Annotated in this window: 22 protein-coding genes and 1 pseudogene; 12 read left to right on the forward strand and 11 right to left on the reverse strand. The window is 50.7% G+C overall.

Going from position 1 to position 26,209, the window contains the following annotated elements:
- The first annotated feature begins 94 nt into the window (after positions 1-94).
- Both G113_RS05845 and G113_RS05850 read left to right on the forward strand, forming a co-directional pair.
- The gene (locus G113_RS05845; RefSeq protein WP_005895514.1) at positions 95-2,500 is read left to right on the forward strand and encodes a heavy metal translocating P-type ATPase; all 2,406 of its coding nucleotides are present in this window, start codon (positions 95-97) and stop codon (positions 2,498-2,500) included.
- Between the two features lie 482 nt (positions 2,501-2,982).
- Complete coding sequence (locus tag G113_RS05850; RefSeq protein WP_005895517.1) at positions 2,983-3,417, forward strand: hypothetical protein; 435 nt, start codon at positions 2,983-2,985, stop codon at positions 3,415-3,417.
- A 99-nt stretch (positions 3,418-3,516) separates the two neighbouring features.
- On the opposite strand, the pseudogene G113_RS20425 reads toward G113_RS05850, so the two are convergent.
- Together G113_RS20425 and G113_RS05865 are read right to left on the reverse strand one after the other, a co-directional pair.
- Positions 3,517-4,059 (reverse strand): annotated as a pseudogene (locus G113_RS20425) (IS5 family transposase); the annotation flags it as partial.
- A 661-nt stretch (positions 4,060-4,720) separates the two neighbouring features.
- Positions 4,721-5,182, reverse strand: a complete 462-nt coding sequence (locus G113_RS05865) for an antitoxin Xre/MbcA/ParS toxin-binding domain-containing protein (RefSeq protein ID WP_330216941.1) — start codon at positions 5,180-5,182, stop codon at positions 4,721-4,723.
- A 101-nt stretch (positions 5,183-5,283) separates the two neighbouring features.
- Between G113_RS05865 and G113_RS05870 the strand changes: the two genes are divergently transcribed.
- From G113_RS05870 to G113_RS05875, 3 genes are all read left to right on the forward strand, one after another.
- A complete protein-coding gene (locus G113_RS05870; RefSeq protein ID WP_005895526.1) occupies positions 5,284-5,487 on the forward strand; it encodes a hypothetical protein in 204 nt (67 codons plus the stop codon).
- A gap of 108 nt (positions 5,488-5,595) precedes the next feature.
- A complete protein-coding gene (locus tag G113_RS20435; protein ID WP_083940356.1) occupies positions 5,596-5,874 on the forward strand; it encodes a hypothetical protein in 279 nt (92 codons plus the stop codon).
- A 363-nt stretch (positions 5,875-6,237) separates the two neighbouring features.
- Positions 6,238-6,648, forward strand: a complete 411-nt coding sequence (locus tag G113_RS05875; protein ID WP_005895529.1) for an H-NS family histone-like protein — start codon at positions 6,238-6,240, stop codon at positions 6,646-6,648.
- 186 nt (positions 6,649-6,834) lie between these two features.
- Here the strand turns inward: G113_RS05875 and cadR are convergent, their stop codons facing one another.
- Positions 6,835-7,254, reverse strand: a complete 420-nt coding sequence (gene cadR / locus G113_RS05880) for a Cd(II)/Pb(II)-responsive transcriptional regulator (RefSeq protein WP_005303894.1) — start codon at positions 7,252-7,254, stop codon at positions 6,835-6,837.
- Positions 7,255-7,339: 85 nt separating this feature from the next.
- On the opposite strand from cadR, the gene G113_RS05885 reads away from it, so the two are divergent.
- The 4 genes from G113_RS05885 to G113_RS05900 all read left to right on the forward strand — a co-directional run bounded on the left by G113_RS05885 (position 7,340) and on the right by G113_RS05900 (position 14,476).
- Positions 7,340-9,745 (forward strand): heavy metal translocating P-type ATPase, encoded by a 2,406-nt coding sequence (locus G113_RS05885; protein ID WP_005895536.1) that lies wholly within the window; start codon positions 7,340-7,342, stop codon positions 9,743-9,745.
- A complete protein-coding gene (gene lspA, locus G113_RS05890; protein ID WP_005895539.1) occupies positions 9,742-10,818 on the forward strand; it encodes a signal peptidase II in 1,077 nt (358 codons plus the stop codon). Before G113_RS05885 ends, lspA begins: the two co-directional genes overlap by 4 nt.
- Positions 10,819-10,946: 128 nt before the next feature.
- Positions 10,947-11,507: a recombinase family protein gene (locus G113_RS05895; RefSeq protein ID WP_005895542.1), complete on the forward strand. Its 561-nt coding sequence runs from the start codon at positions 10,947-10,949 to the stop codon at positions 11,505-11,507.
- A gap of 2 nt (positions 11,508-11,509) precedes the next feature.
- A complete protein-coding gene (locus G113_RS05900; RefSeq protein ID WP_005895546.1) occupies positions 11,510-14,476 on the forward strand; it encodes a Tn3 family transposase in 2,967 nt (988 codons plus the stop codon).
- A gap of 468 nt (positions 14,477-14,944) precedes the next feature.
- Here the strand turns inward: G113_RS05900 and G113_RS20440 are convergent, their stop codons facing one another.
- Complete coding sequence (locus G113_RS20440) at positions 14,945-15,151, reverse strand: helix-turn-helix domain-containing protein (protein ID WP_005895552.1); 207 nt, start codon at positions 15,149-15,151, stop codon at positions 14,945-14,947.
- A 118-nt stretch (positions 15,152-15,269) separates the two neighbouring features.
- On the opposite strand from G113_RS20440, the gene G113_RS05910 reads away from it, so the two are divergent.
- Complete coding sequence (locus G113_RS05910) at positions 15,270-15,842, forward strand: hypothetical protein (protein ID WP_005895555.1); 573 nt, start codon at positions 15,270-15,272, stop codon at positions 15,840-15,842.
- A 58-nt stretch (positions 15,843-15,900) separates the two neighbouring features.
- On the opposite strand, the gene G113_RS20445 is transcribed toward G113_RS05910, so the two are convergent.
- From G113_RS20445 to G113_RS05945, 7 genes are all read right to left on the reverse strand, one after another.
- The gene (locus G113_RS20445; RefSeq protein WP_083940357.1) at positions 15,901-18,150 is read right to left on the reverse strand and encodes an AAA family ATPase; all 2,250 of its coding nucleotides are present in this window, start codon (positions 18,148-18,150) and stop codon (positions 15,901-15,903) included.
- Positions 18,147-18,653, reverse strand: a complete 507-nt coding sequence (locus G113_RS05920) for a hypothetical protein (RefSeq protein WP_005895561.1) — start codon at positions 18,651-18,653, stop codon at positions 18,147-18,149. The genes G113_RS20445 and G113_RS05920 overlap by 4 nt, the downstream gene beginning before the upstream one ends.
- Positions 18,650-19,069, reverse strand: coding sequence for a hypothetical protein (locus G113_RS05925; protein ID WP_005895563.1), 420 nt, complete (start codon positions 19,067-19,069; stop codon positions 18,650-18,652). The genes G113_RS05920 and G113_RS05925 overlap by 4 nt, the downstream gene beginning before the upstream one ends.
- Positions 19,066-21,129: an integrase gene (locus tag G113_RS05930; protein ID WP_040318953.1), complete on the reverse strand. Its 2,064-nt coding sequence runs from the start codon at positions 21,127-21,129 to the stop codon at positions 19,066-19,068. The genes G113_RS05925 and G113_RS05930 overlap by 4 nt, the downstream gene beginning before the upstream one ends.
- Positions 21,126-22,664: a site-specific integrase gene (locus G113_RS05935; RefSeq protein ID WP_152435967.1), complete on the reverse strand. Its 1,539-nt coding sequence runs from the start codon at positions 22,662-22,664 to the stop codon at positions 21,126-21,128. The genes G113_RS05930 and G113_RS05935 overlap by 4 nt, the downstream gene beginning before the upstream one ends.
- Entirely contained in the window at positions 22,630-23,802 is a 1,173-nt protein-coding gene (locus tag G113_RS05940; protein WP_152435968.1) for a site-specific integrase, read from the reverse strand. Before G113_RS05940 ends, G113_RS05935 begins: the two co-directional genes overlap by 35 nt.
- A 181-nt stretch (positions 23,803-23,983) precedes the next feature.
- Positions 23,984-24,571 carry a single-stranded DNA-binding protein gene (locus G113_RS05945; RefSeq protein WP_005895578.1) on the reverse strand — a complete coding sequence of 196 codons (588 nt, stop codon included), beginning with the start codon at positions 24,569-24,571 and terminating at the stop codon, positions 23,984-23,986.
- 551 nt (positions 24,572-25,122) lie between these two features.
- On the opposite strand from G113_RS05945, the gene G113_RS05950 reads away from it, so the two are divergent.
- Complete coding sequence (locus G113_RS05950) at positions 25,123-25,767, forward strand: LuxR C-terminal-related transcriptional regulator (protein WP_005895581.1); 645 nt, start codon at positions 25,123-25,125, stop codon at positions 25,765-25,767.
- Positions 25,767-26,204 carry a CsgE family curli-type amyloid fiber assembly protein gene (locus G113_RS05955; RefSeq protein ID WP_005895584.1) on the forward strand — a complete coding sequence of 146 codons (438 nt, stop codon included), beginning with the start codon at positions 25,767-25,769 and terminating at the stop codon, positions 26,202-26,204. The genes G113_RS05950 and G113_RS05955 overlap by 1 nt, the downstream gene beginning before the upstream one ends.
- The last annotated feature ends 5 nt before the right edge of the window (positions 26,205-26,209 follow it).

Here is a 26,209-nt window from a genome sequence, read left to right on the forward strand (position 1 = left end):
ATTGTCATAACCCAATCTCCCAATTACCACTTGACTCTATAGCAACTATAGAGTTTTTAATGGGGTCTGTACAGACGATTTGATGGAGTTATCCATGAGTAAATGCGATTCAAAGGGATGTGGCTGCTCGACTGGGTCAATAATCCAAACTACGACGAAATCCCCAGTGACAACAGGAGCGGCTCAAGCAGTGTACCGCATCGATAACATGGATTGCCCGACCGAAGAGGCGCTGATTCGAAGCAAGCTGGCCGGGCTGGCGGGGGTGACAGGTCTTGAGTTCAACCTGATGCAGCGTACCTTGGCCGTGCGGCACGAATTACCTTCGTTGTCTCCCGTTGAGCAGGCGTTGAAGGCCATAGGCATGCGGGCCGTGCGCATGGATGTGGCGTCAGCCGGGCAGATGACCAAACTGTCCATTGCCAAGATGGATTGTCCGACGGAAGAAGCATTGATCCGCAACAAGCTCGGCACCGTGGTCGGGGTTGGCGATCTCGATTTCAATCTTATGCAGCGGACGCTGTCGGTACGCCATGCTGACCAGGCTCTGCCGGATGTGCTCGCAGCGCTGCAAGCGCTCGGCTTTGAGGCTCAGGTTATGGACACGAGTGAGGCCTCATCACCATCGACCGCTCCTGTGAACACACCGACCAACTGGTGGCCGCTTGGCATCTCCTTCTTCACTGCATCGGCGGCCGAGGTGGTCTACTGGCTCCAAAACGGCAATCACTGGTCGGTCGTCGTTCTGGCGCTCGTCGCGATCTTCACGGGAGGCCTCTCCACCTACAAGAAGGGGTGGATCGCGCTCAAGAACCGTAATCTCAACATGAACGCCCTGATGTCGATTGCAGTCACGGGTGCTATGTTGATCGGCCACTGGCCCGAAGCGGCGATGGTGATGGTACTGTTCGCGCTGGCCGAGGTGATCGAGGCCAAGTCATTGGATCGCGCCCGTAACGCCATCCGTGGGTTGCTCGACCTGACCCCGGAACAGGCCACGGTGCAACAGGCTGACGGCACATGGCGCGAGGTGAGCGCCCAGCAAATCGGCATTGGCAGCCGAGTCCGGGTCAAGCCGGGTGAGCGCATCGCGCTCGATGGCGAGGTGCTAGACGGACGCTCCACAGTCAACCAAGCCCCGATCACGGGCGAAAGCCTCCCGGTCGAGAAATCTCCTGGTGATCAGGTGTTCGCGGGTACGATCAACGAATCCGGTTCCTTCGAGTACAGTGTCACTGCCGTGGCCGGAAATTCCACTTTGGCCCGCATCATTCACGCGGTAGAGGCTGCGCAAGGTAGCCGTGCACCTACCCAGCGTTTTGTCGATCAGTTCGCCCGCTGGTACACGCCGCTTGTGTTCGCCCTAGCCATCGCCGTCGCACTGCTGCCCCCGCTTCTCATGGGCGCGGCATGGATAGACTGGATTTACCGTGCACTAGTTCTACTGGTAGTCGCCTGCCCATGCGCCTTGGTGATTTCCACGCCGGTCAGCATCGTCAGCGGTTTGGCTGCCGCTGCCCGTCACGGCATTCTCGTCAAGGGCGGTGTCTATCTGGAAGAAGGCTGCAAGCTGCGCTGGCTGGCTCTGGACAAGACCGGCACGATCACGCACGGCAAGCCCGCTCAGACCGATTTTGCCCCATGGGGCAATGCGCTCGCCTCAGACAGCCGCAGCATCGCTGCCAGTTTGGCGGCCCGCTCCGATCATCCTGTATCCAAAGCGGTGGCGCAAGCTGCGCAGAGGGATGGGGTTGCCTTGCTCGACGTGGCCGAGTTCAGCGCGTTGCCCGGTCGGGGTGTGCAAGGACAAATCAACGGCGAGACTTACTACCTGGGCAACCATCGGATGCTCGAAGAGCTGGGGCAGTGCACAACAGAACTGGAGCAACGCATCACTGTGCTGGAAACCGCTGGCAAAACCGTCGTGATGTTAGTAGGCGCAAAAGGGGTACATGCCTTATTCGCCGTTGCGGACACCATCAAGGACAGCAGCAAGAGCGCTATCGCCGAGCTGCATGCATTGGGTATCAACACAGTGATGCTGACTGGCGATAACCCCCACACGGCACAGGCCATTGCCGCCCAAGCTGGCATTGACCGTGCCCAAGGCAACCAACTGCCCGACGACAAACTGCGCGAAGTGGAGCAATTGTCCAGAAACGGCAAGGTTGGCATGGTCGGGGATGGCATCAACGACGCACCGGCCTTGGCGCGTGCAGACATTGGCTTTGCCATGGGGGCGGCGGGCACAGATACCGCCATTGAGACCGCCGACGTGGCCCTGATGGACGATGACCTGCGCAAGATTCCAACCTTCGTGCGCCTGTCGCGTGCGACGGCGCAGGTGCTGATGCAAAACATTGTGCTGGCCTTGGGCATCAAGGCTGTGTTTCTGGCGCTGACCTTCACCGGACACGCGACCATGTGGATGGCAGTGTTCGCCGACATGGGGGCCAGCTTGCTCGTTGTTGGCAACGGCTTAAGGCTGTTGCGCCGATGAGCTGGAGCCACTGGTATGGTTCTTTAGCCTCGTGGGAAGTTACTGGACAGCACCGCCGATGCTGTTGAATCTGTGGTGGTGGTCGAAGTCGGCCACCACCTCGGCGCGTGGCCCGGCTGTTTGGCATCGCCTTATTGGTTTTAACGTGGCTTTCTGGCTGGTGTTATTGCTTACCACGATCTCGAATAGCTATGGTTCTACTTACTGCGCCTACCGACCTCACCGTCAGTGATCAGACCGCTCTGTTGAGAAAACTCCAGCATTTGTGCGCCTGTCACACACATCAGCACAGATACTGACGTATAATATAGTGCTCGCTTTTTATATCAATGCGATATTTTTGGTGTTTTCTGTTACTGGCCATGTGGATGGACGTTGTTGTGGTTATCAGAGCCAGATTACTGGTCGTATTCAATAGATAGATTGTTGAGGAAGTGAAGTATAGGAAGTTCTTTGTGGCTAACTTAAAAGGAGTAATTTTTATGAGAATCATTCATACAACCAAAGTGTTGATGGTAGCGCTCACGCTAGGAACTATTTCTACATTGGGAATATATGGAAGTGCTAATGCTCAGGGACCAATAAACGGATACCAGAGCATGACCCCGGAACAACAGATCTCGGTTAATAAAGTTTACAGTGAGTATGAAAAAACAACATTGCCATTACAACAACAACTCATTATGAAACAAGCAGAATTTGACAGCCTGACCTACGGTGGGGCATCCCAGAATACAGAAAAAGCACAATCACTCATTAGAGAAATAGGGGAGCTCAACGCGAAGCTTTATGCCGCCCGCTCAGAAATGCGTAGCAAACTTGTAGCCATTGGCGGTTATGATCCAGATCGCGGGATGATGAAAGGACATCCTAGTCGCGGTATGATGAATTCAAATCACTACGATAATTGTTGGTAATGGCATGGCCATAGCCTTGTAGGATTCATAGAGATCGTTTCAAGGCGTTGTTTCCCAAATCAGCCATCAAGTCATGACTTCCCCAGCCCCTGGTGACCGCTACACTCGGGGCTTTCTGACAGGTAGGCCAAGGGTATTCAGCTTGTTTATGGCGCTGACATACGCCATGACTTCTCCCACTTGGCCGTTGTAGTTACGCAGACTGATTTTCCCCGCCAGCAACTGCTTGAACCGATACATCGCCGTCTCTGCCAGCGAGCGACGGTGATACCCCGATATCTTCTTCCAGTGCGCCAGCCCTTCCTTGCGCATCACAAGCACAGCGTCATTTCTTGGGTGTCCCTTTTTCCATAACCCCGCGCTCTTGCGAGGCGGGATACAGGCTGTCGCCCCTTTGCGCGAGATAAGCTGATGGCTGGCTTTGCTGTCATAGGCGCCATCCGCATAAACATGTCCCAGCTTACGCCGCAGAGGGTTGAGCAAGGTGGGCAACACCTCGGCATCATGGACATTTTCCAGCGAGACTTCCGCCGCCACGATATCGTGGGTCACCGGGTCAACCGCCAGATGCAACTTGCGCCAGACTCGCCGCTTCTCCGCGCCATGTTTTCTGACCTTCCATTCGCCTTCGCCAATGAATCGCTCCGGTTGTGACAACCAGAGTCAGGCCGCAGAGGGAGGGTTAGGGCGGCGTTACAGTCACGCCAGTATGCGATTTGTTCATGGGCTGCGAATGCTAGCAGAGAAGTGCTTGCATAGGTAAAGCTATCATTTTTTCAAAAGCACGTTTTTTATTTCCGCCCTACAGGGCGAATATAACCACATCTTAACTGAGGTTACATTGCTGTTTGCTGTTTGCTGTTTGCTGTTTGCTGTTTGCTGTTTGCTGTTTGCTGTTTGCTGTTTGCTGTTTGCTGTTTGCTGTTTGCTGTTTGCTGTTTGCTGTTTGCTGTTTGCTGTTTGCTGTTTTCTGTTTTCTGTATATAGGCATATAATTTATTACTAAGTGATGAAGCATTGATGTCTTAAGCCAAGTTAATGGAATTTAATTTATCAGAGTTCTTTGAATTTCATTGATTTAATAAAAACAATTTGTAGGGGTAGTAAAAACTGGTTTCTCTTCGCTGCGCAGCAGCGGAATGTTGAAACGGAAAAAATTTATTTATAGCTCTCATAATTAGTAAATGGACAGTTTCCCGAATTTTTCAAGTGGGGGATGTGAAAAAATTTTGAAAATCATTCTGTTTGGTTGAAGTTTAACCAGCTGAGCTGGTTTTATCCTCACAGCCCCCCGACTTATTGCTTATATGCAAACCCCATGCTGAATTCGTCCCACAAGATCGATAACTGCCTTAACCCCCATCTGTGTAGTCAGCAATGTGGCTGGAGCTACGCCACCAAGGCCCCAGGCCGTGCGGTTTAACCACGACAGTGTCTTGACGGTATCGTTCCTGTGGAAGACGAGTACCGCATCGAGGGCCTGTGCAACTCCGTATACCCTAGCACCCTGCGATATTGATAGGGGGGCTGCAATCCGCAGTTTGCGGGCCAGTGTACCCCGGCTAATACCAGCCCATTGGCAAACCGTCACCAAATCCGTCTTCATCAATTCAGCGAGCTGATATACTGTGTCCGGTGCTACGCCAGCCACGATCCATTGATGTGCTCCTAGTGGGTCACGAGGAATACCAAGGGCTTCCAGGAGAAAGTTTGCATTAGCTGTGTCACTACTAGGATGATAGGTTGCATAGGGCATATGTAGCATTCCTCAATGTACAAATACGATCTCTCATGAGCTATCCTACCCCAAACTGTCGTTTTGAGTGGAAGATTAACAACAGAATGCCCCTGCATTGAGGAAGGCTGATGACCGAGTTGATCTGTACTGAGCCAGGTTTAGGCATTGAGCGTGGAATGACATTTCAGGTTCTATCGGAGAACGGCTCTGAATGGGAAATCCTGTTGGGGAATGAATACCGCAGGATCAACAAACGCAGCGGGCGCGTTACAGGTTGGAAAACACCTCCAAAATTTGAGTGCAAAGATATCCAAAAGCAAAATGTCAAATAACTGTTCAATACAGGTGACATCTATGATATCCAACCTGCACAGGTTATTCCTATATCCACCACAGAAGAATATTATAGATTTCATAACTTATTACTTAAGGGGCTTTGCATGCTCGTAAAAGAAATTGTACCAACAGAACAGATTGTTGACATTCTCTGTGATACCTGTGGTTGTAGTACAAAAACAACTGTTGGAACCAACCAATACGGCTCGTTATCGGCGGATTTTGGTTATGGTTCCCGTCACGATGGTGAGCGGTATCAGGTGCATCTGTGTGAAATGTGTTTTTTCGGTACACTCGCAACAGTGAGGGAGATGCATCGCGGGGCTCATATGTTTGACGATGACTATGAGGCTGCAAACCCAGACACATTTGGGCGTGTTTAGTTGAATAAGAAAAGTAAATCCCCTCACAACCCAGATTGAGTGAAATACCATATTGGTATCATCGACTCATACTATGAGCCGATCATATTCGTTGATCGGCTCATTTCGTGAGCCGATCAAGATCCTTCATCGGCTCATCTGGTGAGGTGGTCTCTACGCTCACTACTACCTAGATTTAATTTTTAGCTACATAGTTTCATAGCAGATTGGAACTAGGCTACTAAGCAGATCCAAACACAATTTAGCTCACGATTTTTAAAAGATGCTAATTTTCGAATCATCTTGGTGCCAAAAATAGTGGAGCTGATGCTGGGATTGAGAGATAATTTTCCTGATATAAAAATGTGATACATGAGGCTATCAATGAACGATTTTTTGAAAACACTGCTGAATATTCGCAGCCTGCGAGCTGCACTGCGTGAGCTGTCATTTGAGCAGTTAGTCGAAGTTAGGGAAAAATTCGAAGAAATTTTTGCTGAGCGTGAACAGCAAGAGACCAAACTGAGAGAAGAGTCAGCTGAACGCCTGCAAAAACTGGCTGAGTTTACCGAGCTGCTGAAACAAGCGGGCATAGATCCGAGTGAGCTGGTTGGCACTGCGGCTCCAGCGAAAGCTGATGGTTCAGCCAACAAAGCCAAACGCGCTCCTCGTCCTGCAAAATACAAATACATCGAAGACGGTCAGGAGAAGACCTGGACGGGTCAAGGTCGCATGCCCAAGGCTATCGCAGAGGCTGTTGCGGCTGGCAAGGCTCTGGAAGATTTCCTGATCTAATGCTGAGAGCCCATGCCAGCTCGGCGTGGGCCTTTAATTCTATCTGTAGTAGGAGCACTGTCATTTTCAGAAGACGACTGCACGGAATATCAGAAGTCAGCCGCACGACCTTCTCCGATGCCAATTAGGCAGGCCGCTCACGAATCCAAAATCGCAGGCCAATGTCGGCGTGCGAAACAACTCATGCTATGCGTTGCATCCCGGATGATTGCAATCTGATAAACCTTGCAAGATGCCACATGCCTCTATTCGTCGAGCGCCCGAGCATTTTTCACGCAGCGAGAGCAAGTGCCGCTTCAATTGCAACAGCGCTTCGACGCGATCTTCGGTCTGACGAATATGGGCATCCAGTAGTGTATTGACGTCGCCGCAGTCCTGAGCAGGGTTATCTCGTAGGCCCAGCAGTATCCTGATTTCGCTCAGCGTCATGTCAAGCGAACGGCAATGACGAATGAACTGCAAACGCTCGATGTGCACATCGCTGTACAACCGAAAGTTGCCACCGCTTCGCGCTGGCTTTGGCAGCAGCCCTTCCTTTTCGTAGTAGCGGATGGTCACGACCTCGCACCCAGAGCGCTTGGCTAGATCGCCAATTCTGATTTCCATGCCTCAATCTCCATTTATCACTTGACTCTATAGTAACTATAGAGTTTTTAATGGAGGTTGTACAGAAGATTTGAAGGAGTTATCCATGAGTGAATGCGCTTCAAAGGCGTGTGGCTGCTCGGCTGGGCCGATCATGCAACCCACGACACAAGCCCCGCCGACAACCGGATCGGCTCAAGCGGTGTACCGCATCGAGAACATGGATTGCCCCACGGAAGAGGCGCTGATCCGAGGCAAGCTGGTTGGGCTGGCGGGTGTGGTTGGTCTTGAGTTCAACCTGATGCAGCGTACCTTGACCGTGCAGCACGAATTGCCTTCGCTGTCTCCCGTTGAACAGGCACTGAAGGCCATCGGCATGCAAGCTGTGCGCATGGATGAGGCGTCGGCTGGGCAGACAACCAAGCTGTCCATTGCCAAGATGGATTGTCCGACAGAGGAAGCATTGATCCGCAACAAGCTCGGCACCGTGGCCGGGGTTACCGGTCTCGATTTCAACCTGATGCAGCGCACGTTGTCGGTACGCCATGCTGACGGGGTTCTGCCGGATGTGCTTGTGGCACTACAAGCGCTCGGATTCGAGGCGCAGGTCGAGGACAAGGCCATGGCCGCGTCGCCATCGGCGTCCCCTGTGACAACGCAGACCAACTGGTGGCCACTCGGTATTTCCCTCATCGCCGCATCAGCGGCCGAAGCGGTCTACTGGTTCCACAACGGCAATCATTGGTCGGTCGTCATTCTGGCGCTTGTAGCGGTCTTGACGGGAGGCCTGTCCACCTACAAGAAGGGCTGGATCGCGCTCAAGAACCGTAACCTCAACATGAACGCCCTGATGTCGATTGCTGTCACAGGTGCCATGTTCATCGGCCACTGGCCCGAAGCGGCGATGGTGATGGTGCTCTTCGCGCTGGCCGAAGTGATTGAAGCTAAGTCGCTGGATCGCGCTCGCAACGCCATCCGTGGCCTGCTTGATCTCGCGCCAGAACAGGCGACCGTACAGCAGCCGGACGGTACATGGTGCGAAGTGAACGCTAAACAGGTCGCCATTGGAAGCCGGGTTCGGGTCAGACCGGGCGAACGCATTGCGCTGGATGGGCAGGTCGTGGAAGGCTTCTCCACCGTCAACCAAGCACCGATTACCGGCGAAAGCCTCCCGGTCGAGAAAGCCCCCGGTGATTCGGTGTTCGCTGGCACCATCAACGAATCCGGTTCATTCGAGTACCGCGTCACCGCCGTGGCCAGTCACTCCACACTGGCCCGCATCATTCACGCGGTAGAGGCCGCTCAGGGGAGTCGCGCGCCGACTCAACGTTTTGTCGATCAGTTCGCCCGCTGGTACACCCCCGTTGTATTCGGCGTTGCCATCGCCGTCGCGTTGCTGCCGCCGCTGTTCATGGGTGCGGCATGGCTCGACTGGATTTACCGTGCATTGGTTCTGCTGGTTGTCGCCTGCCCGTGCGCACTCGTGATCTCTACACCGGTCAGCATTGTCAGCGGCTTGGCCGCCGCTGCACGCCACGGCATTCTCATCAAGGGCGGCGTCTATCTGGAAGAAGGCCGCAAGCTGCGCTGGCTGGCACTGGACAAGACCGGCACGATCACGCACGGCAAGCCAGCACAAACCGATTTTGTCGCATGGGGCAATGCGCTCGCCTCGGATAGTCGCAGCATCGCTGCCAGTCTGGCGGCCCGCTCAGACCATCCTGTATCCAAAGCGGTGGCACAGGCCGCGCAGACGGACGGGGTTGCCTTGCTCGAAGTGGCCGAATTCAATGCGCTGCCCGGTCGGGGTGTGCAAGGCCAAATCAACGGTGAGGTCTACCATCTTGGCAACCACCGGATGCTCGAAGAGTTGGGGCAATGCACACCAGAACTGGAACAGCGCATCGCGGCGCTGGAAACCGTAGGTAAAACTGTCGTGATGTTGGTCGGCGCAAAGGAGGTTCATGCCTTATTCGCCGTAGCGGACACCATCAAGGACAGTAGCAGGAGAGCCATCGCCGAGTTGCATGCAATGGGTATCAACACCATGATGCTGACCGGCGACAACCCTCACACGGCAAAGGCCATTGCCGCACAAGCCGGGATCGACCGTGCAGAAGGCAATCTGCTTCCAGACGACAAACTGCGCGAAGTTGAGCAATTGGCCCGAAGCGGCAAGGTCGGCATGGTTGGCGATGGCATCAATGATTCACCGGCCTTGGCACGAGCGGACATTGGCTTTGCAATGGGAGCTGCTGGCACGGACACCGCCATCGAGACGGCCGACGTGGCGCTGATGGACGATGACCTGTGCAAGATACCGACGTTCGTGCGCCTGTCGCGTGCGACGGCGCAGGTGCTGATGCAAAACATCGTGCTGGCCCTTGGCATCAAGGCAGTATTTCTGGTGCTTACCTTCACGGGTCAAGCGACTATGTGGATGGCTGTGTTTGCTGATATGGGGGCCAGCTTGCTCGTCGTTGGCAATGGCTTGAGGCTGCTGCGCCGATGAGCTGGAAATTCTTTCTCTATGACTGGGGTGGCCTGAACATCGCGTTGTTCCAAGCCATCAACACGGGTACGCCTGCCGCGCTGGGGCCGCTGGCGTGGTTCTTCAGCCTCGTGGGAAGTTACTGGACGGCGCCGCTGACGATGCTGGGTCTGTGGTGGTGGTCGAAGTCGGCCACCAACCCGGCGCGTGGCGCGGTCGTTTTGCACCGCCTCATTGGTTTTAGCGTGGCCTTCTTGCTGGCTTTACTGGTCGCCACCGTCTTGAAGCTCTGGCTCGACTTTCCACGCCCGCCTGCCGTCCTTGGCGACATGGTGAGCGTGATCGGAAACATCGAGCGTCACTACAGCCTGCCCAGCGGACACTCCACCTATACCGCGCTGGTGGTCGGCGCGCTCTGGCCTTTGATGGGACGCCGTGGTCGTCTCGGTTTAATGCTGTACGCCATGCTGGTCGGTTGGTCACGAATCGCAGCCGGCATGCACTTCCCTGCTGACGTGCTCGCGGGATGGGGACTTGGATTGAGTTGCACGGCGCTCGCCGGGTGGTTGATACCACTGGCCGCCCCTATGTGGCAATCAGCTCGCCGCACATCAGTTTGGGTCTGGTACGCGGTGGCCGCCGGTGCGGTCATGATCGATCAGCTCGCGAAGTTCGCCATCACCCGCGCGTTCGCCTACGGTGAACAGGTCGAAATCACCCCATTCTTCAACCTGGTCTATGTTCTGAATCCCGGCGCAGCATTTAGCTTTCTAGCCAGCGCTGGCGGCTGGCAACGCTATTTCTTCATTGCGCTGGGTCTGGTCGTTTCTGTTTGGCTGGGACGCATGCTGCGCCAGCAACGGCCACGTCTCGAAGCGGCGGGCTACAGCCTGATCCTTGGTGGTGCGCTCGGCAATGTCGCGGATCGCGTGTTGCGTGGACAAGTCGTGGATTTCCTGGACTTCCATTGGCGGCTCGCGCACTGGCCCGCCTTCAACCTCGCTGATGTGACAATTTCTGCCGGAGCCGTCTGCTTGCTTTTGGCAGTTGTAATCCAAAGAGGTGCAACCGCCGAAGGCGAATTGTCCGGTTGAGCTATACCCTAACTTGTCGTCAAGTGCCGTAGTCGAAATGCGTCAGGATAGAGTGTTAATGAATATTTATTGACACATAGAGCTAAGGCTTATAGATTCTTTCCTGACACATTGCGCAGGAGACATCCTTGAAAGATCAACGCATCGGGTACGTACGGGTCAGTAGCTTCGATCAGAACCCGGACCGTCAGCTTGAGCAGGTCCAGGTGGACAAGGTGTTCACCGACAAGGCATCGGGCAAAGACACCCAGCGGCCGGAACTCGAAGCGCTGCTCACCTTCGTGCGCGAAGGCGATACCGTGGTGGTGCACAGCATGGATCGCCTGGCGCGTAACCTCGATGACTTGCGCCGCCTGGTGCAAAAGCTCACTAAGCGCGGGGTGCGCATCGAGTTCGTCAAGGAATGCCTGACGTTCACCGGCGAGGACTCGCCGATGGCGAACCTGATGTTGTCGGTGATGGGCGCGTTTGCCGAGTTCGAGCGCGCCCTGATCCGCGAGCGACAGCGCGAAGGTATTGCGCTGGCCAAGCAACGCGGAGCCTACCGTGGCAGGAAGAAATCCCTGTCGCCTGAGCGCGTTGCCGAACTGCGCCAACGTGTCGAGGCTGGCGAGCAAAAGGCAAAGCTGGCCCGTGAATTCGGCGTCAGCCGGGAGACCCTGTATCAATACTTGAGAACGGATCAGTAAATATGCCACGTCGTTCAATCCTGTCCGCCGCCGAGCGGGAAAGCCTGCTGGCGTTGCCGGAGTCCAAGGACGACCTGATCCGACATTACACATTCAGCGATACCGACCTCTCGATCATCCGACAGCGGCGCGGGCCTGCAAACCGTTTGGGCTTTGCAGTTCAGCTCTGTTACCTGCGCTTCCCCGGCATCGTTCTTGGCGTCGATCAACCGCCGTTCCCGCCACTGCTGACGCTGGTCGCGGATCAGCTCAAGGTGGCGGTTGAAAGCTGGGATGAATACGGGCAGCGGGAACAGACCCGGCGCGAGCACCTGGTCGAGCTGCAAACGGTATTCGGCTTCCAGCCCTTCACGATGAGCCACTACCGGCAGGCTGTGCATACGCTGACCGAGCTGGCCATGCAGACCGACAAGGGCGTCGTGCTGGCAGCTGCCTTGATCGAACATCTGCGGCGGCAGTCCATCATTCTGCCCGCACTCAATGCTATCGAGCGCGCGAGTGCCGAGGCCATCACTCGTGCCAATCGGCGCATCTACGAGGCCCTGTCCGAACCGTTGTCGAACGGGCACCGGCATCGCCTCGACGACCTGCTGAAACGCCGCGATAACGGCAAGACGACCTGGCTGGCCTGGCTGCGCCAGTCGCCCGCCAAACCGAATTCGCGCCACATGCTCGAACACATCGAACGTCTCAAAGCCTGGCAGGCACTCGATATGCCTGTCGGCATCGAGCGCTCAGTGCACCAGAACCGGCTGCTGAAGATCGCCCGCGAGGGCGGTCAGATGACGCCCGCCGACTTGGCCAAGTTTGAGCCGCAGCGACGCTACGCCACACTCGTGGCGCTGGCCATCGAGGGTATGGCTACTGTCACCGACGAAATCATCGACCTGCATGACCGCATCCTGGGCAAGCTGTTCAACGCCGCCAAGAACAAGCATCAGCAGCAGTTCCAGGCGTCCGGCAAGGCAATCAATGCCAAAGTACGCCTGTACGGGCGCATCGGCCAGGCGCTGATCGACGCCAAGCAATCGGGCCGTGATCCCTTTGCCGCCATCGAGGCCGTCATGTCCTGGGATGCCTTCGCCGAGAGCGTCACTGAAGCGCAAAAACTCGCACAGCCCGAGGACTTCGATTTCCTGCACCGCATCGGCGAAAGCTACGCCACCTTGCGCCGCTACGCGCCGGAATTCCTCAACGTGCTCAAGCTGCGGGCTGCGCCCGCCGCCAAGGACGTGCTCGATGCCATCGAGGTGCTGCGCGGCATGAACACAGACAACGCACGCAAAGTGCCTGCCAACGCACCGACCGGTTTCATAAAGCCGCGTTGGCAGAAACTGGTGATGAGCGATGCCGGTATAGACCGGCGCTACTACGAGCTGTGCGCGCTGTCGGAACTCAAGAACTCGCTGCGCTCGGGTGACATCTGGGTGCAGGGTTCACGCCAGTTCAAGGACTTCGAGGACTACCTGGTGCCGCCCGAGAAGTTCGTCAGCCTCAAGCAGTCCAGCGCGTTGCCGCTGGCCGTGGCCACCGACTGCGACCAGTACCTGAGCGAGCGCTTGGAGCTGCTGGAAGCTCAACTCGCCACGGTCAACCGGATGGCGGCGGCCAACGACCTGCCGGACGCCATCATCACCGAGTCGGGCCTGAAAATCACGCCGCTGGATGCAGCGGTGCCCGACACCGCGCAGGCACTGATCGACCAGACGGCCATGATTCTGCCGCACGTCAAGATCACTGAACTGCTGCTTGAAGTCGACGAGTGGACGGGCTTCACCCGACACTTCACGCACCTGAAATCGGGGGACTTGGCCAAGGACAAGAATCTGCTGCTAACGACGATCCTGGCCGACGCAATCAACCTGGGCCTGACCAAGATGGCCGAGTCCTGCCCCGGCACGACCTACGCCAAGCTCGCCTGGCTGCAAGCCTGGCATACCCGCGACGAAACCTATTCGACTGCGCTGGCCGAATTGGTCAATGCGCAGTTCCGGCATCCCTTCGCCGGGCATTGGGGCGACGGCACCACATCATCGTCGGACGGCCAGAACTTCCGAACCGGAAGCAAGGCCCAGAGTACCGGCCACATCAACCCGAAATATGGCAGCAGCCCAGGGCGGACTTTTTACACCCACATCTCCGACCAGTACGCGCCTTTCCACACCAAGGTGGTCAATGTCGGTGTGCGCGACTCGACTTATGTACTCGACGGCCTGCTGTACCACGAGTCCGACCTACGCATCGAGGAGCACTACACCGACACGGCGGGCTTCACCGATCACGTCTTTGCGCTGATGCACCTGCTTGGCTTCCGTTTCGCGCCGCGCATCCGCGACCTGGGCGACACCAAGCTCTACATCCCCAAGGGCGAAGCCGCCTATGACGCTCTGAAGCCGATGATTGGCGGCACGCTCAACATCAAGTACGTCCGCGCCCATTGGGACGAAATCCTGCGGTTGGCCACGTCGATCAAGCAGGGCACGGTGACGGCCTCGCTGATGCTGCGCAAACTCGGCAGTTACCCGCGCCAGAACGGCTTGGCCGTGGCGTTGCGTGAGCTGGGGCGCATCGAGCGCACGTTGTTCATCCTGGACTGGTTGCAAAGCGTCGAGCTGCGCCGCCGCGTGCATGCCGGGTTGAACAAGGGCGAAGCCCGCAACGCGCTCGCCCGTGCCGTGTTCTTCAACCGGCTGGGCGAAATCCGTGACCGCAGCTTTGAGCAGCAGCGCTACCGGGCCAGCGGCCTTAACCTGGTGACGGCGGCCGTTGTGCTGTGGAACACGGTCTACCTGGAGCGTGCGACGCATGCGCTGCGCGGTAACGGCCATGCCGTCGATGAGGCGCTGTTGCAATACCTGTCGCCGCTGGGCTGGGAGCACATCAATCTGACCGGCGATTACCTCTGGCGCAGCAGCGCCAAGATCGGCACGGGCAAGTTCAGGCCGCTGCGCCCTCTGCAATCGGCTTAACGTGCTTTATTTTCCGTTTTCTGAGACGACCCCAATCAGCTTGTTGCCAAATCCAAAATGGTTCCATTATTTCCTCATTCAACGTGCCAGGGTTTCAATAATGAGCCGACCCAGCCCATCATTCAGCTCAATGTTTGAGCCGAATATAACACATGCAGCACACTATCAGAGCAAGTAATGAGGATGGAGAACCAGGCTGAAAATCTCAGACCGGGGCTAATGAAAAACTGGATTTATTGCTGCTGGGTGGCGCTACAGCAATCAGTAGATAGACAAGGCGGGAGCTCGTTTTCGTTTCGAATGCTTTTTGGGAGCTTGCAGCTTGCGCTGCATGAAGCCACGCACACGCAGATGCCCTTAGGTCTGCTCACTCATATGCCTGATGGTACTCGCTATGCCATCACTGTGAATAATTATAGGGAAATTTAGTTTTATCTGGGTGAAGAGATAATTATTTGGCAAATATATCTATGGCAGCAGATCGCGAATGTCACACCCCATAACCCTGGCAAGACGATAAGCCTTTTCCAGGGTGACATTGACCTCACCACGCTCAATTCGTCCTACGTAGCTTCTATCAATTTCGGCCGCATATGCGAGTGCATCTTGCGATACGCCCAATTGAAGCCGTCTATCACGTACAGCATCACCAAATTTTTTTGCTAGCTCTTGCATGTCTCGCCTCTCGCTGGCGAGCACTATCTCTGGTTGTCTGGCTAACGACCACGGATTATAATCCGCAAACGAGTTTAGATTTCCACTAAGTGTTTTCGTTCGAGGCCCAGGATTACTTATGAGCTCCCAGACCGTGTGGTTACCAACCGCGCTCTACACCGCACTCATTCGATGGCAGATGGATGACTTCACTGCGATAGGATTTGTAAATGCCATTTTTGGTGACAAAGCAGAATCGCAGATACGTCAGCGGCGTTATCGTTATACCTTCATTTATCGGCATCTGATCAAGCTCGTAAATAAGGGACTTCTAAAAAGGAAGCATGTTGATGATGGGAAGCGCTGTTCTCATTTCATCAGGACTCCCAAGTTCGATGAAGTGCATTTCAAAGAGGAATTTATTGGGCCTTGTGCGCTTGTAACGGAATCGGGTAAGGAGCGTAAGTCGGAAACGTATGAATCCGTCCTGGAAGGACTGATCGCGAGAGCACAGCACTACCGTAAGGGGTTGCAGGAATGTGATTCAATGCTCGCTGAGTACCAGCAATTAAGAGTGGACTTCTCCATATTGGATCCAGCGATTGAAAGTGCCATCAGCAATACCGTTGCAGAGAAACGCGATTTGCGGGGCAGGCTGGAGGCCGTGGAGAGGCTTTTGAGGGGGTTGATTGCGTTCAGAAGCGCCTCTTGATGAACGGCCAGAATCGATAGACGTGTCTCAGAGTCAAAGGGCTAGTAATTTCAAGCCGTTATCTATCAGCAGCTAAAGGAGAATCAGCCATTGCTTGTATTAGCAACGCTTTAACCTTATGTCCAAGATCAACATTTCGTTTACTCGCTGACTCATGTGTTAGTGCTTGGCTCAGAATATTCAAAGGCCCGACCAAGTAGACCTTTTCTACAGCTCGTGTAATCGCGGTATAACACATTGTTCGATCAATATTTGGGGCCTTATCCAGAACAATGATGACTTGCTTAAACTGTGAACCCTGACTCTTGTGAATCGTCATAGCATAAGCGTGGCGAAGGGCATTGATTATATCCAACGAGATCTCTCGCTCTATGCCGTCATCCCACAGGATCTTGCCAAAGCTAGACAAAGGCTCATGATTGTTATCATTCTTTAGTATTTTCATTACGTTGTAAACTTGGCAAATGGTTCCTATGGAACCATTCATCAGGTCATGATCATAAAGGTTGGAGCAACATATTACTTTGTCATGTAGTTTAAACTCAGTATCTAAATAGTGATTTGCTTCTTCTATAAATACCTTTAATGGTTTACTGTTATTCAATGCTACGCAGCGTTTATTGATATCATTGACCATTTTAGTTGTAGCGCAAATTATTTGTGTTTCATCAGGTTTTTCTAAATATATTGAGACTGCTCTCTTTTGAATTGCATTGGCTCCATTGATATCAATATGGACGACATCATCGTAGCTAAATGTTGGAAGAACACCATTACGGATAGAGGCTGAAATAGCAGGAATGTTTGAGAGTTTATCTTGCCGACGAACCTCTGTTAATGTGATTTTTGGAATGTCGTGTATTGGCACCAGTTCATGGAAAACAAGACCGAAATCTACAGGTGGAAGTTGCCCAATATCGCCTAACATAATTACATGTGCAGAGTTAGGAACACACCTCAATAGGCGGTACATACTAGGTAAGTCCACCATTGAGCTTTCATCGACAACAATAATAAGTTGTCTACCTTCATAACTATTAGCATTGAAGTTTCTAATAAATCTTGCGATAGTATGAGCCTCTTGATTTGTTGCCTCTGCCATCCTTTTTGCTGCTTTGCCTGCAAGTGCGACTTGTATTGGTCTTATATCTAACTCACGAAACACGGAATAAAGAGCATCTAATAATGTAGTTTTGCCTACACCTGCACCACCATTAATAATTAGAAAACGATGTTTTATAGCCCCCAAGATAGCTTCTTTTTGAAGAGAGTTTAAGTTAAAACACTTTTTACTTTCGTATTGATTGATATAAAAGTTTATCCTTTTTTCATCGATGGATAATTTACTTGGGTTTGTGATGAGGTTCACCAATCGCTGAGCAACATATGCTTCCATGGTGAAAGCACCAGCGCTCTGTAATTCATTGTCACCAACATCAAGGATATTTTCACACGATGTGGCGAGTGCGAATGCTTGATTAACATAGCACTCTGTTTTCTCTTGATTATTGGGGATATGTAAGAGCTGTTTCAGCCATATGTCTAGATCATATCGTGTTGCTAATGTACTCCCGCTAGAAAGGTGACAGTACAATGCCTCCTCGGCTGCTGCTGCGAGCCTAATAGGAGCATCTAATTGAAATCCTAGAGCCACTGAGATTCGATCACATTCATTAAAATCAACACCAAACGCTAATAATCGGTAAGGGTCTTCGCTTACCTTACTTATGGTTTCCTGTTGATAATAATCTGATACCAAAAATGAGGTGGATACTGATAATCCCAAATGTGCATTGCAGAAACGCATAGCATCAATATTTATATAGCTACGCCATGCATCGATAGTATTTTTTGCGGTGTTTTCACTTAATATCTTACGCAGGCTTACAATATCACCATTGTCCAAGATTTCAAATAAGGACTCACCAAATGTAGACCATAATGTACGGGCTTTTACTGGGCCAACACCTTTAAATCTGGCGTGACTGCCTAACATGATTACGATTTGCTCCCCTGATGGCCTAATTAGATCTAGGTATTGAGGGGTGATTACAGTGAGAATGCCTCCGTGCTCTACACGTCTACTATACTGCTTTTTGACAGCTAATTTAACCAATGCACCCTTCGCTAATATTAGTGACAGGCGATCACTGTTATTTTCAATTATGTGAATGATGTAATTGCGCTTGTAATTGCAATTACGTAGAGTGTCAGGATCTATCTGCACAGCATGAAATGAGCGACCTTTTCTGGATGAATATGGTGGTCTCGTGATGCGAAAAAACTTCTCTTGCTCGAAGTCATTCATCTAGGCACCCGCTTAAATATTTCTAGCAATTCCATACGATGCTGTTCTCGATGTGAATTTGATTGAAGAGATTTATATTCTTGCTTTAAGCCTTCTAAATGAGATTCAAGTTCTGCAACCCGTAGCTGTAATTGGCGAATCATTTTATCTTTCTCTTGAATGCTCTTTTCTTGCGGGCTGTATCGCTTTGCGGGTGCTTTTGAAGTATCCCTAGCCTGGTAGGGAAGCTCCTGCAAGGTATTCTGCTCAGCTAGCCATTGAGCCTTACTTTTAAGGTACGCAACAATGTACTTATTTTGGTAATAGCTAGAGCGAGATATACCAATTTCTTTTATTATGGCAGTTGCATTTAAACTGCCATTTTCTATGAAGTTTTGCCATTCAGCAAGGTCAAGTGGCCCGACCAAATTAGCCACCTTAACAAGATTTTCACGCGCCTTGGCATGCATTTTATCAAGTTCAAAATCTTCCAGTTCATGGCTAATATTGAATGCTTTCTTCATTTTTTTAGATCTTTCAATCTGGCTTTTGTCTTCATAGAGTGTGGGAGCGGTGCTTCCAACTCCTCAATGGACATACCTCGACTTGTAGCATTGGCGAACCAGCGAACAAAAGTCTCATCATAGTCAGCTAATAGTTTTTTTAACTTGATATTTTCTTCTTTTATTTTATCAAGTTTTGATTGGGTTTCTTCTGCACGCCTGCCGATATCTTCTAATATGTTGCTACTTTGATTGGCTTCTTTATAAGCCTTAACGATAGCTTCTTTTTTTGACAATGCTTGCCGAGTAAATCCTGTCTCCTGTTCCAGCTCCTTCCAAGTGACTTTATTCTTCCCACTGCGGGCAGCTAGGATTACGATGAGTTTGCAGAAGTCCTGCTCTAGTGCTGCTGTAATTTGTTTCTGTTCTTTTTTCATATTGCAACGCACCCATTATTACCATTAGGGAAAACTTGCACTAATTCACCATCTGAAATTGAATTATCCTGCTCAATGGCGAGGGCTATACGGCAACCATTTAATAGTTCTTCATGAGAACGTAGCCAGTTATTGGAACCATGATATTCAGCGTCAACTGCTGCTTTAACCTGTTGAATTCGAGTTTCTTGTTCAGCTTGAAGTTTTTGTAAATGAATGACCTCTTCCTGATTTCCTTTTATACGATAATACTCAGAGCATCCACGGACGCATGCATAGTATTTTCCACATGGAGAGTCACTATAGTCATGTTTGCATAAGCCAATTGCAGTGATGAGTGTTGTACCAATATCTTCTATCGTTTCAAGAACCTCATCACGGTCAACCAGTGTAAAGATCACGGATGCCTCTTTTGCTTGCTCTGGTGTTATATTTGAGGCGGCAAAGAGTATGTCTGCGTTATCCATGACTCTTTTAGCTGGATTAGTGTGGTCATAGGCTACATTGTCTAGAGTATACTTTCGCCCAAAGTATCGAGCAATCTCTATAGGGGTTACTGAATCTGAGAGCTCCAGCATAGTGTCTAGAAAGTGACGGAATTGATGTGATGTCAGCCGGATCTGTTCACCTTGATAGCACAGATTTTTGCGTTCAAAAACATTTTTTATACCCAGGTCGGGACGACCCGCTATATAGTCATATATTTGAGTATATGATATCATTGTGAATTCCCAGGGCTCAGCTCTCTTCTCAGAATGATGTTGCTGATGTTGGGTAACAAATATTAGTTTATCTAGGGAATCAGCCACAGTTAACTCTGAAATCTGTTTCCATAACTGATCGATAGACTCCTGTGCTAATGAGAATGCCTTTCCCTTTAAGTCTGATGGGTGGAATGTGCCCGCAATTGCACCTGTATTTGGATTCCGTTTATTTGTCAGGTTGATATTTCTTTTCTTTAGATAGGATGTGAGATTTGAACGTGATGACCAATTTAATCTTTCCCAAATATCAGTGACAAACAACTCACAATCTTCGGTGATAATTGGGAAGAAGTCGTATTTCCCATTAGCAACGCATTTAATCGTGTCACGTACAGGTGCTAATATTTCAAGGGCGCTAGTCAGACCTTTCTTTAGGATTGGTAACAGGCTTTCGGTTATTGGTTTGGTTTGATATCCAGCCCCCTTTTTGGCTCGGTAGCGGATCTCATTAATGGATAATATGTCCATTTCACCTGTGAAGACGTTTTGCTCCTCAACCTCCCTAACCTGTAAGCAATCGACATCTAGGCAGATCACCTCATCAAATCGCAGACCCGTTGCAAACATGATTTCTACCATAGCCTGAAACAGTGCATCGTCACCTTCTAGATTCGAGTTAGAAAGTGTTGCTACTGCGATGAGGCTTTCATGGGTAGGTAGCTTCTCATGCCGTTTGGTAGTTGACTCAAAATCGATTCTTGTATCACTAGCGGTATGAGTTTCTCCGCGTTTAGATGACTTTTTGAATACAATTTTTTGGATGGAGAGTCGCTTCTGGTTAATGAATTTCGCAATGGATTCAAGTCTCTGACCAACACGGTAAAAGGTGGTACCTTTTAATCTATCGTGTGCTTCCGCCTCTGCTACTTTGAAGTCATAAGTAGTCAGCTCGCTTACTGTAATTTTTCTTTTTAGCATCGCATTATCTAAATAACGATATACTAAAATATAAAAATCAAGTGTCTTTACATCTTTTGGGCTCTCAATTTGCGATGCTGAAATATGGCATTTAGCTACATCGGATAAATCCAGATTGTGAAACGGCTTCATGTCATCACGTGATGACTTAACTTTGTTGCCGAGATTGTTATCTCGATTGAAATTGACTAATATATCATATCCAGCTTTACGAGCCTGAGTCTTACAAATACCTTTAGCATTCCAGCTAAGGGCATTCCATTCCCAACCTTCTAATGTTGCAAAGGGAGTGTTTTTTTTGTAAAAGTGAACTAATTGTGCCAGATTGCTATCAGCATCTACACCAATTGATGGTAATAATTGTAGACTGGTATTCATAGTTCACCCCTGTCAAACATGTCAGCAAACTTGCGAGCAGCTAAAAAGTTTTTATGTTGAAGAATATTTATGGCGTGTGCATCACCAAATGCTGTTTTTACTTCTTCTACCATCGTATCTACAATTGCCTTATGATCAACATCTTCAAAAGCCTCTAGAGAAGAGCAGTTGTAACAAGAAAGCGGGGGTTGCAGAGAGCATGGGGTAGCGCTACCGCAGCTACCAATTTGAACAAGATTTAGATTTTTCGATGGCGCGAAAATACCTTGTCCTCGCTTAGAGGCATTATCAGGCGTGACAACTTTACCTGCAAATGCATCGAGTATATCCATGGCTTCACTTCGCAGTACATCATCTAGTTTTTTAGCAACAGTATGCGATTGTCTATAATAAACTTCTAGTTGTTGTAAATCACTATGATCCATTAGTTCAGCAACAACAGACATAGGAGTGCCTTTGGCAATTAACCGTGAGCAGAAGGTTTTACGAAGTCTACGGTTTGTTACCTTGAAGTCCAATCCAACAACCATTCTGAACAGATTGGTGATGTATGTCATCTTTGTTATCTTTACTTGCTGCTTAACTAATTCATCTCTAACACTATAGTACTCTGAGATAACAGGCCAATCATCAGTAATTTTTGTACCTAGTATATCTTCGTAACGTGCTTTCATTAATGATAGTAGTCTTGCAAGTGTTTTTGTTATGGGGCGAATTTTATATACATTATTATTGGCCTGCCCTCTTTGTTTTGCCCTTAAAACTTTTAGTGTATATACACCCTTGTCTGAAATCTGCAAGTCAGAGAACTTCAGCCTCATCACTTGGATATTTCTCATGCCAAGAACTTGGGCACATTTTAGTGATACCAATCCCTGTAACTCATGCGTGGTGAGCGTCTCTGGTAAAACTGAGTTTAATGTGGAGATGAAGATGCGTTCTTCCTTGATCGTGAGTGGACCGCGGCCAGGGATCTCCATAATGACATCAAGACCTTTACCTTCGTCTGTACCAAACTTTATACTATCTAGGTAATAATCATAAAAGTCTTCGTCAAAGTATGGGTGGCCTTCTTCAACGCACCATTTATACATCATTCTTAAAATAGATTTAGTGCTTACACTACGCTCAGAACTCATAAGTTCTCTGTAGATTTCTTGGATTTTTTCAGCAACGTCTTCTGCTGCAATATCGTCAGGGATGTTTAGTAAGCGCCAGCAATGTTGATGTGAGAAAAGAGCATAGTTAGAGTAGATATGACAAGCATAAGAAATCCATGCACGGGCATGCTCTCTTAGTTGGGGAGAGATTTTGTCAAAGAATAGGGTCTCCCTCTCCGGTTCCAGAACTACTTTACCTTGTGTTAAATCCAGCTGTTGGCCTGACTGACTTACAGGATATGGGTCATAAGCAAATTGTGGATGCTGGTCTATTTGTACCAACATAATATCGTTTTTATCTAATTTTTTTGTCGGCATAGCCAGCACCTCGGCAATCATATTATGATAGTTTTCTATGTGATTCCATTTCAGCATGAAGTTGGTTTAGAACTAAGTTGCATTGTTCCATTATTGAACCAGTTTCATATATTAGACTACTATCTGAGTTATACGTCCACCCCCCAACATTATTTTTTAGCTTTTTCTGTTGAGCTGCATCAATTCCCATTTTGGTGAGCATTCTGTCAAGATTTTCAAAGAGGGTATGTCTTAATTTATGCGGGTGGATATCTGACAACTCTAAAATCTTATTCTTAATACTTGAGAAAACATCATCCAGTGCTGCTATTGATAGCGGATTATGTGGTTTGGTTGTAGCTAAGAGTAGATAAGGACTCTTCATAGCTGAGTCGCCAAGAGATTTTCTGGCCTGTTTATATTCATCAATCAGTGACGCTAGAGGAAATGAAATAGGTATGATCCGGCCAACTGTTTTCTCGCGAGGTGATCTACCACGAGGATCGTCATGCTCGACATTCTGTTGTGTCAGGATAAATGGGTAAACACCATGAACCAGCTGACTCGTATAGCAGTTTGATGTTGTAAGTGATAGCAGCTCACCTTTCCTAATTCCTGTTTCTAAAAGTAACCTAAGAATTAGCTTGTTACGTAACTGAGTAGCTTTATTCCAGCCAAGCAAACTTGGCATTTCCATGACATCATACAGTGTTGCTTGTTGGACTAATGATAATCCAAGGATGCGGCCTTGAGCTGTCTTTGGTCTTCTCAGCTTGGCTAGTTTTACTTGAAGTTTTTCCATCATCTTGGGTATTTGATGGAATAGAGGATCTGTATTACGGCGCTTGGAAATTGCTTTATCGGCTAAAAATTGAAAGTAAACCAATACTAGGTCAAGGCGTTGATTGAAATAATCAGGACTAACAATATCTGGCCGGAGGGGCCTTGCTCCGTTGATATCGTATGAGTGATGCTCAAGGTGTTTGAGAAAACTCTGGTATAAGCCAGTATCAGCAAACCCTGTGTCAGCAACAATTTCCGCTAGATCTACTTTTAGCATTGCAGCCCATCGTTCGATATGGATTAGGTGGTTTGCATTATTCTCCTGTGTTTTTTCCGCACCATACAGGTGTGTCAGTGTGAACTCACATAGCCTCGGGATGGGGAGTCCTCTCTCATCAACGATTAGATACTTACGTTCATTGTACTGCTTCATGTTGACGGTTCTGAGCTTCACTGCATCATTCCTTTACACTTTTAGACACCTATTCCTAATGTATACTCCGAGCTTTCAGAATGAGCAATCTTTACATGTTTTGAAATGAAAAAACCCCGAAATATCGGGGTTTTTGGGCATTTTGCTTTACAAAGTGCTTTACATTTTAAAAAATCCGGCCCTAGAAGGGAATATCGTCGTCAAAGTCCATCGGCGGTTCGTTGTAAACCGGCGGTGCTGACTGAGGTTGCTGCTGCGGACGGCTATAGCCACCCTGCTGCATATTCTGTTGCGGTGCTGCGTTCTGCTGGGGAGCAGAAGGACGCGGCATGTTCTGCTGAGGTGCAGCTTGTTGAGGCTGGCCCCAATTGCCCTGAGACTGCTGACCGCCCATGCCCTGACCGGCGCCACCTTGTGGACGACCCCCCAGCATCTGCATGACACCGCTGAAGCTGTCTACCAATACCTCGGTGGTATAGCGCTCCTGGCCACCCTGATCTTGCCATTTGCGGGTCTGCAGTTTGCCTTCGACATAGACCTGGGAACCCTTCTTCAGGTATTCGCCAGCGACTTCGGCCAGTTTGCCCATGAACACCACGCGATGCCATTCGGTGCGCTCTTTCTGCTCACCTGTTTGCTTGTCGCGCCAGGTTTCGGAGGTGGCCAGGGTGATGTTGGTCACGGCACCGCCGCTCGGCATGTAGCGCACTTCCGGGTCTTGCCCCAGGTTACCGATCAGAATGACTTTGTTGATGCCTCGACTGGCCATAATCTCTCTTCCACCTTTATATGCCGACCAGCTACCTGGTCTGGTTCTACTCAAAATATTGCTGCCGCCCAGGCCCGGCACCATCTTGCCTGCGGAACCTGGGCTTGTTGCCGATGGGGTATTGACCCTGTCATCGACATCCGGATTAGCCCGCCATAGTAACAGTTGATGCCGTCGATAGCACATCTTTAGCGCCCTGAAACGGGTTTGGCTCGCGGGTTCCGTATTGGGGAATACGCTAACGCAGGTGCCGGGATCCGGGCAAGCGGCGCTGTGGGGGCTGGCTCACGTTCCAGCAAATTTTGCCCATATCCGAGGGATAAAGACAGAGATGACAGTTGGAGTATCTATGTCTCATTTGCCCCCCCCAAATAGGGGGGGTGTCCTAGTCCTCTGTATTGTCTAGAAAAAAACAGTTTCACTCGGGGTTGAATGACGCCTAATACTTTTTTAATGCTGTGCAAAAACAGGGGCTTGTTACTCTCTTGCGACCATTATTGGCACATAAAAACGATTCAAGCCGATAGGCACACTGTTCAAGGAAGAGCCCCATGACGACAGAGACTCCGTTGGTACTAGTGACCGAAGGCAATGTTCAGGCGACGACCTTCACCACCTATCTGATGGCCCAACTCGGTCAACCCATACGTCTGATCAGCCATCCGGATCAGTTGCTGGCCATCGAGGATTGCAACCTGTTCCTGATCGATCTGGACTATCTCAAGTCGAGCCAGCAGTTTGGCTGGAACCGGGATATAGCCGCCTTCGAATCAGCCCGCACAGTCCTGCTCAATGCGCCGACCAGCACGGATCGCGATCTGCTGCTGATGTGGCCCAATACCAGCGGTCTCTTCTTTCGGCAGGATCCCCTGGATCGCCTGGTGGCCGGTATCAAGAAGGTGCTGCAGGGGGAGTTCTGGATCCCGCGCCATCTGATGTGCGAGCTGGTCAACTACTACCGGCAGGGGATGGAACCGGCTCAGCGCAGTCAGAATCTGTTGACGGTGCGCGAGCGCGAGATCATTCGTTATCTGATGACGGGGGCCTCCAATACCGAGATAGCCGACACCCTGTTTGTCAGCGAGCACACCATCAAATCCCACCTTTATAACGTCTTCAAGAAGCTGAACGTCAAGAATCGGTTGCAGGCCGTGAGTTGGGCCAAAGAGTACCTCGATATGACGAGCTCCCACTGATGAGACACTGGCTGCTCTGTCTCTGGTTGCTTTCTGGGGCCCTGGCGGCCAACGAAGGCGCTGCAAATGAACCTATCGAGTCACTGCAACCCGAGCAGGAGAGCGACAGGATAGAGATAGGTGGCCTGGTCATAGACCGCACCTTCACCCGTTTCGGCCAGGTTTTTTATCACCACTTCAGCCGGTTGCGGGAGGATGACGATCCGAATGCGCGGGAGAATATCACCATACACGAGCGGCCCACTGCGCGTTGGGGGAGCCTTATCTGGATCACCCACAATCGCAAGGTGTTGTTCAGGACGGCGCTCTCTCCGGTACGGAGTCAAGGAGAGGCTGCCGCGCAGCAGGCCTGGGCTCAGGTGAGCGAGGCTTTACGACAGCAGAAGGTCGCCAACCTGTTCATGGATACCTTCGATCTGGAACACGATGAACTATAAGGACA

The sequence above is a fragment of the Aeromonas molluscorum 848 genome (assembly GCF_000388115.1).
Classification (GTDB): Bacteria; Pseudomonadota; Gammaproteobacteria; order Enterobacterales; family Aeromonadaceae; genus Aeromonas; species Aeromonas molluscorum.